At 44.0% G+C, this 11,965-nt stretch carries 10 protein-coding genes; 6 read left to right on the top strand and 4 right to left on the bottom strand.

The window, feature by feature from the left end; translation table 11 throughout:
• From L3V35_RS10805 to L3V35_RS10790, 4 genes are all read left to right on the top strand, one after another.
• The gene (locus L3V35_RS10805; protein ID WP_004736035.1) at window positions 1–552 is read left to right on the top strand and encodes a DsbE family thiol:disulfide interchange protein; all 552 of its coding nucleotides are present in this window, start codon (window positions 1–3) and stop codon (window positions 550–552) included.
• Window positions 549–1,037 carry a cytochrome c-type biogenesis protein gene (locus L3V35_RS10800; RefSeq protein WP_102447220.1) on the top strand — a complete coding sequence of 163 codons (489 nt, stop codon included), beginning with the start codon at window positions 549–551 and terminating at the stop codon, window positions 1,035–1,037. Before L3V35_RS10805 ends, L3V35_RS10800 begins: the two co-directional genes overlap by 4 nt.
• Entirely contained in the window at window positions 1,037–2,257 is a 1,221-nt protein-coding gene (ccmI, locus tag L3V35_RS10795) for a c-type cytochrome biogenesis protein CcmI (RefSeq protein WP_114633113.1), read from the top strand. Before L3V35_RS10800 ends, ccmI begins: the two co-directional genes overlap by 1 nt.
• A 125-nt stretch (window positions 2,258–2,382) precedes the next feature.
• Window positions 2,383–3,168: an MlaA family lipoprotein gene (locus L3V35_RS10790; RefSeq protein WP_054548168.1), complete on the top strand. Its 786-nt coding sequence runs from the start codon at window positions 2,383–2,385 to the stop codon at window positions 3,166–3,168.
• A 94-nt stretch (window positions 3,169–3,262) separates the two neighbouring features.
• On the opposite strand, the gene L3V35_RS10785 is transcribed toward L3V35_RS10790, so the two are convergent.
• The 4 genes from L3V35_RS10785 to L3V35_RS10770 all read right to left on the bottom strand — a co-directional run bounded on the left by L3V35_RS10785 (window position 3,263) and on the right by L3V35_RS10770 (window position 7,681).
• Window positions 3,263–4,567, bottom strand: coding sequence for an outer membrane protein transport protein (locus tag L3V35_RS10785; RefSeq protein ID WP_114633115.1), 1,305 nt, complete (start codon window positions 4,565–4,567; stop codon window positions 3,263–3,265).
• A 296-nt stretch (window positions 4,568–4,863) separates the two neighbouring features.
• Window positions 4,864–6,114, bottom strand: coding sequence for an outer membrane protein transport protein (locus L3V35_RS10780; RefSeq protein ID WP_237299648.1), 1,251 nt, complete (start codon window positions 6,112–6,114; stop codon window positions 4,864–4,866).
• A 297-nt stretch (window positions 6,115–6,411) separates the two neighbouring features.
• A complete protein-coding gene (locus L3V35_RS10775; RefSeq protein ID WP_145565706.1) occupies window positions 6,412–7,140 on the bottom strand; it encodes a DUF3379 domain-containing protein in 729 nt (242 codons plus the stop codon).
• Entirely contained in the window at window positions 7,133–7,681 is a 549-nt protein-coding gene (locus L3V35_RS10770) for a sigma-70 family RNA polymerase sigma factor (protein ID WP_065206809.1), read from the bottom strand. Before L3V35_RS10770 ends, L3V35_RS10775 begins: the two co-directional genes overlap by 8 nt.
• A gap of 563 nt (window positions 7,682–8,244) precedes the next feature.
• On the opposite strand from L3V35_RS10770, the gene fadI reads away from it, so the two are divergent.
• Both fadI and fadJ read left to right on the top strand, forming a co-directional pair.
• The gene (fadI, locus tag L3V35_RS10765) at window positions 8,245–9,552 is read left to right on the top strand and encodes an acetyl-CoA C-acyltransferase FadI (RefSeq protein WP_017073609.1); all 1,308 of its coding nucleotides are present in this window, start codon (window positions 8,245–8,247) and stop codon (window positions 9,550–9,552) included.
• Complete coding sequence (gene fadJ / locus L3V35_RS10760; RefSeq protein ID WP_237299646.1) at window positions 9,552–11,798, top strand: fatty acid oxidation complex subunit alpha FadJ; 2,247 nt, start codon at window positions 9,552–9,554, stop codon at window positions 11,796–11,798. The genes fadI and fadJ overlap by 1 nt, the downstream gene beginning before the upstream one ends.
• Window positions 11,799–11,965: the final 167 nt, after the last annotated feature.

The raw sequence follows: 11,965 nt of genomic DNA, 5'->3' as shown, positions 1-11,965 counted from the left end.
ATGAACAAGAAGATTTTATTCATTCCATTGATTGCGTTCATGGTTCTAGCTGGAATCTTTGCAACTCAATTGATGCGTAACCAGTCGGGTGATGACCCGACTAAACTTGAATCCGTATTGATTGGTAAGCAGGTTCCTGAGTTTGGCCTAGAGGATTTGGAACAGCCGGGTAAGTTTCATGATCAAGCTATCTTTAAAGGTGAGCCGCTGCTTCTTAATGTGTGGGCGACTTGGTGTCCTACTTGTTATGCAGAGCACTCTTACCTGAATAAGTTAGCGGATCAAGGCGTTAAGATTATTGGCCTTAACTACAAAGATGATCGCAATAAAGCGGTTGGTTGGTTAAAAGAACTGGGCAACCCGTACTTAATCAGCTTGTTCGATGGTAACGGTATGTTAGGTCTTGACCTTGGCGTATATGGCGCTCCTGAGACCTTCCTAATTGATGCTAACGGTGTGGTTCGTTACCGCCATGTTGGTGACGTGAACCCGACTAACTGGGCATCGACGCTTCAGCCGATGTACCAAGAGTTATTGGAGGAGGCGAAATGATTAAACAAACACTTGTAGCAATGTTCGCCACGTTCGCTATCTCTGCGTCGGTAACGGCGGCGCCTATCGAATTTCATGAGTTTGATACGGTCGATCAAGAGCAGCAATTTAAAGATTTGAGCAATACGCTTCGTTGCCCAAAATGTCAGAACAATACGATTGGTGATTCGAACGCGGAACTTGCGGTCGACTTGCGTCAAAAAGTGTATGAGATGACAAAAGAAGGCAAGTCTGAGCAAGAAATTATTGATTATATGATTGCTCGTTACGGTAACTTTGTAACGTACAACCCGCCACTGACCTTGGCGACATCGATCCTATGGGTTGGTCCGTTTTCGGTTGTTGTATTAGGTTTTGGTTTGATTGTTTTACGAAGCAGAAAGTCAAAATCAAAAGCAGTAGAGTCCAATAAAGACTGGGATGCAGACAAAGAAGCACGTTTAAAAGCGTTACTCGACGAAGAGAACGACGGAGATAAACAGTAATGACTCTATTTTGGATTTCTACAATTGTCCTTTCGCTAGCCGCAGTTTTATTGATTGTTCTGCCTTTCTTGAATAAGAAAGAAAACAACGATGACGTGCTTCGCGATGAGTTGAATAAAGCCTTCTATAAAGATCGCTTAGTTGAATTAGAAGTAGAAGCTGAAGAAGGCCTTGTTGATAACGAGCAAGAACTGATCGCTGACTTAAAACAGTCGCTACTTGATGACGTTCCAACGCAAGAAAAAATCAAGAGAACTCAAATATCTACGCTGGGTGTCGTTGTACCGTCAGTGATTCTGGTTCTGGTTGTGACTTATGGTATGTACTTCCAGTTTGGTGCATTAGACAAAGTTCAACACTGGCAAGAAGTGAGTTCGAACCTTCCTGAGTTGTCTAAAAAGTTAATGTCATCAGAAGGTGGAACGCTTACCGATGATGAACTTGAAGATTTGACTCTAGCGCTTCGTACTCGTCTTCACTATCAACCAAAAGATTCAACCGGTTGGCTACTGCTTGGCCGTATTGCATTAGCAAACCGAGACGCAGAAACAGCGAAAGATTCTATGGAAAGAGCTTACAAACTTGAGCCTAAGAATGAAGATGTTCAGTTAGGTTTTGCTCAAGCACTGATGCTTTCACCTGATGAAGCCGATCAAAACCAAGCGCGTTTGATTTTGAGCCGTTTGATCCAAAACGATTATGTCGACCTTCGAGTGTTCTCACTGCTAGCGTTTGATTCTTTTGAACGTCAAGATTACCCGGGTGCTGTGAAGTACTGGAGCATCATGCAACAGATGATTGGTCCACAAGATAGCCGCTACGAGATGTTGTCACGCAGTATTGAAAGTGCTCAGAAGAAAATGGGTGACACCATGGGGGTTGACCAAGGTAAGAGTGTTGCAGTAACGCTTGAGCTGTCTGGCGATGTTAATGCTGATCCTAAGTCTGTGTTGGTTGTTTCAGTACATAGAGCTGATGGCTCACCAATGCCGGTCGCTGCAGCCCGTTACCCATTGGGTTCTTTCCCACGCACTGTTGTTCTCGATGATGGTAACAGCATGATGGAAGGATCTAAGTTGTCTAGCCTTGAAACTCTGATGGTTAGAGCTAGGCTTGATACAGATGGTAACGTTTCAACTCGCGATGGTGATTGGTACGGTGAAAGTGAAGTGGTTGAACTGGGTGCTCCAGTGACCATTAATATAAATAAGCAATATTAATCATCATTTTGCATAGGTGTTAGCTATTCCGATTTTGCAACAAACGGTATAGACTTACGCAACCAATTGAGGCCAGCGATTGCTGGCCTTTTTTTATTATATGAGTTCCTTATGGAAAAGGTGATATGTCTGTCAGTGTTTTAAGACTCTCGAGTTTACTTTTTATCGCAAGCTTAACGGTGGGCTGTTCTAGCGCGCCAGATGAAAGCACGAACGATAATAACCTCGAAACCTCTGAATACGTCGAAGAGTCCCACCCGAATGACCCTTTCGAAGGGTTCAACCGAGCGATGTGGGATATCAACTACGAATATCTTGATCCTTATTTAGTTCGTCCTGTTTCACTCGCTTATGTTGGCTACACCCCTGTTCCAGTTCGCTCTGGTATCTCAAATTTTTTAGCCAATTTAGATGAACCTGCAAGCATGGTGAACAACTTATTCATGGGTAATGGCGAGAAAGCACTCGACCATTTCAACCGTTTTTGGATTAACTCAACCTTTGGCTTGTTGGGCCTAATCGATATTGCCAGTGAAGCGGGTATCACCAAATATGACGACAAGTCGTTTTCTGATGCGATTGGTCACTATGGGGTAGGGAATGGGCCGTACTTTATGGTGCCGGGTTATGGTCCTATTACGACTCGTGAAGTGACGGAGCAAGTGGATAGTCTGTATGTACCTTTGTCATTAATTAGCTTCTGGGCGAGCCTCGGAAAGTGGGCGTTCGAAGGCATGGAAACTCGTGCTCAGTTAGTTTCTCAAGAAGCTCTGTTGGATGACTCGCCAGATCCATATGCTCTGACTCGTGAAGTTTACATTCAACGTCGTGACTTTAAAGCCGAAATCGAACCGGAAGAAGTCGATCTTGAAGAAGAAGATTTCATTGACGGATATCTAGAAGATTACTAGATATAAGGTTTTGAATATCAGATAAAAGAAAGGCTCGATGTTGATAAGAACATCGAGCCTTTTTAATGTTTATTACTTTGATTCAGTAAATAGATTAGAAGCGGTAGTTAGCTTGGATACCCACTAACCAGATGCTACCTGTCACTTCACCTTCGAAGTCGCCACCAAATGGTGCTGATGCTGCATCGTCTTCAAGCATTTTTGCGTCTTTCGCTAAAATGTAAGTGAAACCTGCGTCTAGAGTTAGTTGCTCAGACCATTGGTAGCCTGCACCAATACTTAACCAAGTACGGTCTGTTTCAGGAATAGTTGCAGTGCGGTGCTCTTCGCTTACTGCTGATGTGTCGTATGCGATACCAGAACGTAAAGCTAACTTAGGTGTCATTTGGTAAGTTGTACCAATCGCAAAGCGGTAGTTGTCTTCCCAATTTTCTTCTTTTATATCTTGCGAACTAGCAGGTCCAAACTCAGGGATATCGGCAACTAACTCTTTAAAGCTGCTCCAATTCGTCCAGTTTACACTCGCATGTATTGCAACTTTCTCAGTTAATTGATGAAAGCTCGCTAGTTCGGCAGTAGCCGGCAATGCTAGTTGCATTGAACCATTGTATTGAGACTTAACCGGAGTACCTATAGCGCCGGCTACGGCATCAAAACCTACACCTTTTGCGTGGCCTTCCAGTGTAAGGTCAACTTCTGATTTGTAGGTAAAACCAAGGCGGTTGTTTTCATTGATTTGCCACGCAGTACCTAACTGCCAACCCCATGCAGTGTCATCACCTTCCATGTACTTTAAAGCAGTCCCTGTTGGTAATGGAACAAGTGAATTCGCGGTAGATGCTGCGCCAAAGCTGCCTTCAGCCATGATGTAACGAACACCACCACCAACAGATACACTCTCAAGTACTTGGTATGCCGCGTTTAAGTTTAGCTCCATTGTGGTAACACTTGCCTCGTTACCATGGTTCGCACCGCCAAAGTCTTTGCCTAGGTCTGTTTCCATGCCGTAGTTAGTGCCAGCAGCAAAGCCCAACGCAAATTTTTCGTTGTACTTATGAGAAACATAAAAGTTTGGGATCACTGCGCTATGAGCGAAATCGCTAGAGTTCGATGAAGTAGACTTACCCATCATAGAGGTAGAAGTACCGTCGATATCAATGTTTGGATCAACATAGATACCACCAACAGAAACTTGAGTACCTTCTAGGTAAGTCAGCATTGCAGGGTTACGCCACTGTGCGTCTGCACCGTCAGCCATTGCAGCTTCACCAGCGTACGCACGGCCAAGACCTGTTGCTGAGTATTCTGCTAGTTGAAAACCTGCCGCGTGAGTGACGGTAGAAGTCGAAAGTAGTCCAACTGCCACTGCAGCAGATAGAAGAGTCTTATTCATTTTCATTATTATGTTCGCTGAATCATAAGTATTTAGTGTCGTGATTCTACGTTTAGAGTTATTACTTTAAAAATGAAATTCGAATAAAACAGTGTTTTAGGGATTAAATGAGTAAATGTGTTTAATTATTAGAGAAATAATCTAAATGTTTCGGCTGTGTTGCGAAGTTTGAGCGTACACTTGTAGGCATATTTTGCCTCTGCAGGCTACAGCTGTAAGCTTAAATTGATGTTGGTCAGTGGGTTATGCAATAAAAAAGGGTCGCGTAATGCGACCCTTTGGGATTGTTAACTTCGATTATATTAGAAGCTACGGCTGTACTGCAGACCTAGTAGGATTGCATCAGCATGTGTAGTTGCTGTAAGCGGAGTTCCTGAAGAGGTTTCCTTAACATCTACGTCATCACCTAGTAGGTATGTAAAGCCAAAGTCTACATTAGATGCTGTATCGATGTGGTAAGTGAAACCAGCAGATAACCACTGACGATCAGAATCAGGTACAGAGATTGAAGTCAGCTCGTCTTGTGCGCTTGTGTCATACATGTAACCAGTACGAAGAGTCCAGGTGTCGTTTAGGTAGTAAGTACCACCAATTGCATAGTGCCAGCCATCTTGCCATTGGTACTCTTTATTGTAAGTACCTTGGATAGCGCCTTGAGATAAGTTTTCGAATTCGATTTGGTCGAAGTCACCCCAACCGATCCACTGTACAGAGTAGTGTATAGCAAATTTGGTGTCTTCGATTTTGTGGTAACCAGAGAATTCAGCAATGTCCGGTAGAGGAAGAGTGATCTCTTGACCTTTATCATCTTTAGCCGTGATTTCAGGGCTGTAGCGGTAAGACAAACCAAAGCGGTTATTCTCATCCAATTCGTAAACAGTACCAACGTTAAAGCCTACTGCCCAACCATCAGCCTCGTCGACGTTTAATAAAGGAGTTCCTGCCGGTGGGATCCCCATTGATGGAGCTCCAGGGCCAAAACCTGCGCCAGCTGTACGTTTCATTGTACCTTGGCCGTAGATAAGATCTAAGCCAGCACCAAAGCTCCATTGAGAGTTTAGGCGGTATGAACCAGCAAGACCAAAGTTGATGCTCTTAACATCCGTTAAGCCGCCGTATTCAGCCGCAGGGTAGCTGTCATCAAATTCTGTTTTAGTACCGAAGTTTGAGTAAGCGTTCACACCCCAAGCAAACTTATCATTTACTGGAACGATAAGGTGAATGTTCGGAGCGATTGACGTATCACCTACATCATCTGTATCGCCTACTGGAATACCACCAGCATAATTAACGTCGCTTACTTCAATCATTGAAGTGATGCTTTCAAAACCAAGAGATAGCTCAGTTTTATCAAATAGTGCCATTGCTGCAGGGTTACGTGCCATTACTGACGCGTTATCTGCGATTACGGCATCACCAGCGAAAGCACGGCCGATGCCGGTTGCTGATTGTGCGTTAAGTTGGAAACCTGCTGCCATCGCTTGCGAAGACGCCAGTGTAATTGTTACTGCTAAAAGAGACTTTTTAAACAGACGCGTGTTGTTGGTAGTCATTCATTTATTCCTTTATATATCCGCCTCTACAGGGCGATTAATTTGAGCAATTGCTCAATGGTGGCTGATCCTATTCGCAAGTATACGATATACAAATCCGACCATTGGAAATTTTGAGGGTAAAATTATGGAAATGACGCCTATCTGGCACGGAAATGGTGTGAAATGCTGTTTTTTAGAGTTTTAACTCTAGAGGTATTGGTGTGGTGAATGATTTTACGGTTTATTGATAAATAAAGCCCAGCAATATCAGTGATATACTTGCTGGGCCTTTTGTGACGGGGCTTTGAGAGCGAATTAGCTCATCGGTTTAATCATTTTGGTTAGCTTTTCGGCGATTTTAGAGACATCCTCGCCATCTTCGCCGACAAGGATCAAACTGCTGCCATCGATCGGTGTTACTGAGCCTGACATGCCTTTTTCATCAAAGTCGATAGACTTGTCAGTCGGAATTCCAGTTAAAAACAGAGTGACCTTGCCTTTTTCGCCTTGAAAAACCATGTGCATTGCGTTGGACTTACCAAAACCGCAATGGTTTAGGTAATACACATGATAAGGGAAGGCTTCATCAAACTGGTAAGCAAATGGATTCATTTTTGCGTTGATCTGTTGTGATGTAACTTGTTCGTCGATTGAACTAACAAAACTTTTCTCATCAACAACATGTTTCATCGCGGTATCGACCAAACTTGCTTGAGCTGGAGCAACCAGTGCGTTTCCCCAATTAACCTGTCCGACCAATAAGCCTGCAACGAACGCAACTGAAGCGGCCATCGCCATTGCTCGTCGAGCAAACGTAGGTCTTACGACTTTACTTTCTTCGCTCGATGTTTGATTGAACAGAATGCGATCAGCAAGATCGTCTGGCACATCAACATTCATTGCTGAATGGATCTGCTTATCAAGCGATAGTACATCGTCTAAGAAGTGACTATTGGCTTCACTACTTGCTACAGCATCGATAATATCTGGTGTTCGTTGTTTAGGTTCCGACAAAACACGACGACGAAATTCTAAATCATCCATTATGTTGCCCCCTCTCTGCCTCTTCTGTATCCAGCATCTCTTTCAACTGATTTCGAGCTCTGAATAAACGTGTCATTACTGTGTTTTTGTTGAGATTGAGGATATCTGCAATCTCTTCACCACTAAATCCACCAATCACTTGTAGGAAGAGTGGTTCACGGTAATCGACTTCAAGTTTCATGATCTGAGCTTGCAACCACAAATGTTGATGGTGCGGGTCATCGCTGACACTAGCATCATTACCATGATCGTCGATATCAACCAGATCAAACTGTTTGCGTTCAAAACGTCGAGCATTCTCGCGTCGCAAGATGGTAATCAGCCAAGATTTAGCGGCTTTTTCATCTTGAAGGCTATCGAGTGACTTCCATGCACGAAGGCAAGTCTCTTGTACTAAATCTTCGGCAATGCTCTTGTCTTTACATAGCCAATAGGCGTAGCGAAAGAGGTCACGATGATAGGCACGCACGAGTGCTTCATATTTTCTTTGTTTGTCCATATCAGAGTTGACCGGACGCTTGGCTGTTTTCTTTCCAAACATTTTTATTATTGACACACGAGCCTCCATAATTGCTCTGCGTATAGCTGTCCTCTATACGTTGTGCTTCGTTTTTATATTCTGTTTCGTTTTTAGGGCTAACGATCGGCAGGAAACCGTAAAATCACATTAAAATTGATCTACTTCAAAATCTAAGGCCTCGAACAAGCTATAGTACACCTTGTCGTCTAGTTAGTCATTCGTGGCTAGCATGTTGAGCAAGACGACACTTCCTTTTGAAGGCTGACTTTACTTTCTCCTAATCAGGAAACTGATTATTTCAATTGGCGTTAAGTTAATTGCTTTATATACATTCCGACCACACAGTTTTGTGTGGTTTTTTTTTGCCTCAAGAAAACAATCCTCACACACTGCAATAACAGCGCCTACACATAATAGTTTAGTCTCTTAGGACAACCTTTCCCCCCAAAAGGTTCGCCTGAAGGTGCAGTTAAATTTTCAAACAGTGAGATACTCGTATCACGTTTATTTAAACGCTCGTTTGATTTTATTAACAACTTCTTTACAATGCTTCAGGTCAGACCTCTTAACATTAAGGAGAAACCATGGGCAAACAGGAAGTCAAAACCCGTTCTGGAGAACGTGTTGCCGTTGTCGCTGGATTACGAACCCCATTCGCTCGTCAGAGCACTGAATTTAGTCAAGTGCCTGCGGTTGACCTAGGAAAAATGGTCGTGAGTGAAATGCTTGCGCGAACAGATATCGATCCTGCGCTTATTGAACAAGTGGTGTTCGGTCAAGTAGTACAGATGCCAGAAGCGCCAAACATTGCACGTGAAATTGTGCTTGGTACTGGTATGGATATTAATACCGATGCGTACAGCGTGACACGAGCTTGTGCAACTAGCTTTCAAGCGGCGGTTAACGTGGCCGAGAGTATTATGGCTGGCACGATTGATGTTGGTATTGCTGGTGGGGCGGATTCTTCTTCTGTATTGCCTATCGGTGTTTCCAAAAAATTGGCTGCAAATTTATTGGCATTGAGTAAAACGAAAACGTTGGGCCAAAAGCTCAAGATATTAAAAACGTTATCCGTTAAAGATCTTATGCCTGTGCCACCTGCTGTTGCTGAATATTCTACAGGCCTTTCAATGGGTCAAACCGCAGAGCAGATGGCAAAAACTCATGGTATCACTCGTCTAGAACAAGATGCGCTCGCTCATCGATCTCACTCTCTGGCTTCTAAAGCTTGGAAAGAGGGGAAAATCAAAGATGAAGTGATGACGGCATTCCCAGCACCTTATAAAAAGTATTTAGCGGAAGACAACAATATTCGCCACGACTCAACGGTTGAAGGCTACGCTAAATTACGTCCAGCATTTGATAGAAAGTACGGCAGTGTAACGGCAGCCAATGCCACGCCTCTTACCGATGGCGGCGCTGCGGTGATGTTGATGCGCGAAGGTAAAGCTAAAGAGCTAGGCTTAGAAGTGCTTGGCTATATTCGTGGCTATGCATTCTCAGCGATTGGTGTTGAAACGGATATGTTGATGGGGCCGACTTACGCGACCTCTCAAGTATTGAAGAATACCGGTCTAGAATTATCAGATCTAACGCTTATCGAGATGCACGAAGCATTTGCAGCCCAAGTTCTGGCTAACGTTAAAATGTTTGCAAGCGATGAATTTGCTCAGAAAAATCTTGGCCGTGAAAAAGCGCTTGGCGAGATTGATATGGAGAAGTTCAACGTTCTAGGTAGCTCAATTGCTTACGGACACCCGTTTGCAGCGACTGGCGCACGCATGATGACCCAAACACTACGTGAACTGAAACGTCGCGGCGGCGGCTTAGCACTGAATACAGCTTGTGCGGCTGGTGGCTTAGGTGCAGCAATGATCTTGGAGGTGGAATAATGTCTACGACTCTTGATGTGAAAAAAGAAAAGAAAGCAGTCAAAAAAACGGATTCAACTCCAGTGGCTGCATCCAAAAGTGACAAGACAGTTACAAACGATGAAGCCGTAAAACAGGCGACCGCATTTTCTTTAACTATCGATGACCAAGATATTGCATGGCTTGCGATCGATGTGCCAAACGAAAAAATGAACACGCTACAAGCGGCGTTTGCCGAAGAAATGAAAGCCATCTTCGAGCAGTTGAAGGAAAAGCAAAGCCGCGTAAAAGGCTTGATCGTTCACTCACTGAAACCAGATAACTTTATCGCTGGTGCTGATGTGCGAATGCTTGATGCGTGTAAAACCGCTGACGAAGCACAATCTTTGGCTCGTCAAGGACAGGAGATGTTCCAAACACTCTCAGATCTTCCGTACCCAGTAGTCGCAGCGATTCACGGTCCATGTTTAGGTGGCGGTTTAGAGTTAGCTCTGGCATGTGATTACCGCGTATGTACCGACTCAGATAAGACTCGTCTTGGTTTGCCAGAAGTTCAATTAGGTTTGTTGCCTGGCTCTGGTGGTACACAGCGTTTACCTCGCCTTATCGGTTTGCTGCCTTCTCTTGACCTTATTCTTACGGGTAAGCAACTGCGCGCTAAGAAAGCGAAATCTTTAGGTGTAGTCGATGCTTGTGTTCCGGAAACTATCTTGCTCGAAGTGGCTAAAAGCTTTGTTGAAAAGAATGCTGGTAGCAAAAAAGGCAAACGTCTGGCGTCTCAAAATCAGGCTTCAACTAAAGAAAAGCTGATTTCACGTAATGGCCTTGGTCGTAAAGTAATTTTCGAACAAGCTTCTAAGAAAACTAACCAGAAAACACGCGGCAATTACCCAGCAGCAGATGCGATTCTAGATGTAATTCGCTATGGCCTAGAGAATGGTTTTGATAAAGGCCTTCAGTATGAAGCGAAGCGCTTCTCTGAATTGGTGATGACCGCAGAATCTAAAGCTCTCCGCTCTATTTTCTTCGCAACCACTGAAATGAAAAAAGAACACGGTGCAGACGCAGAACCTAAAGCCGTTAAGCGTGTTGGTGTATTGGGTGGCGGTTTAATGGGGGCGGGTATTAGCCATGTTAGCGTTGCTAAAGCTAAAGTACCGGTTCGTATTAAAGACGTATCCAATGAAGGCGTGTTGAACGCACTTAACTACAACTTTAAGTTGTTCGACAAGCAGCGTAAACGTCGCATTTTGAGTAAAGCTGAACTTGAAAGCAAAATGCTGCAGCTTTCTGGTGGTATCGACTTTACGAGCTTTAATCACACCGATGTGGTGATTGAAGCGGTATTTGAAGACCTCGATCTTAAGCAATCGATGATTGCCGACATTGAGGCGAATGCGAAACCTGAGACTATTTTTGCGACCAACACTTCTTCATTGCCAATCCACAAGATTGCAGAGAAGGCACAGCGACCAGAAAACGTTGTCGGTCTTCACTACTTCAGCCCAGCAGATAAAATGCCATTGGTTGAAGTTATTCCTCATGAAACAACGTCAGAAGAGACGATTTCGACAGTTGTTGCATTAGCGAAGAAGCAAGGCAAAACGCCAATTGTTGTTAAAGACACGGCGGGTTTCTACGTGAACCGTATTCTTGCTCCGTACATGAATGAAGCCGCGCACTTATTATTGGCAAATGAGCCGATTGAAAAGCTCGATAGCACGTTATTGGACTTCGGCTTCCCGGTTGGCCCTATCACCTTATTAGATGAGGTGGGTGTTGATATCGGCGCGAAGATTATTCCAATTTTAGTGAATGAGCTTGGCGATCGTTTCCAAGGCCCTGATGTGTTCGATATTCTTTTGAATGACAACCGTAAAGGCCGTAAGAGTGGCAAAGGTTTCTACACTTACAAAGGTAAGAAGAAAGAAGTCGATAAGTCAGTTTACAAGCTGCTTAAGCTGCAACCAGATCCTAAGTTGAGCGATAACGATATCGCGATGCGCTGTGTGTTACCTATGCTAAACGAAGCGGTTCGTTGTTTGGATGACGGTATTATCCGCAGCCCACGTGATGGCGATATTGGTGCTATTTTCGGTATCGGTTTCCCTCCATTCTTAGGAGGTCCGTTCCGATACATGGATCAAATGGGTATTAAGTCATTGGTCGAAATGATGAACGACTTCGCTAAGAAGTACGGTGATCGTTTTGCGCCATGCGATGGCCTACTGACACGTGCTGGTTTGGATGAGTCTTTTTATAAGTAACTCTCTCTACAAGTAACGTTCTAGCACATTGATTATCAAGCCCGTATCAAGCAATTGATGCGGGCTTTTTTTATTTTTTTGAGTGTGCGAAAGGAAGGAGATTCCCGACTCAGTCGTTCCTCCTTCTCGGGAATGACGAGGAGAGGGATGTGTTCTGCCAGATATTA

The organism is Vibrio sp. L5-1 (assembly GCF_021728315.1).
GTDB lineage: Bacteria > Pseudomonadota > Gammaproteobacteria > Enterobacterales > Vibrionaceae > Vibrio > Vibrio splendidus_K.
The sequence above is the reverse complement of the archived record's forward strand: the minus strand, read 5'-3'. Positions and strand labels throughout refer to the sequence as shown.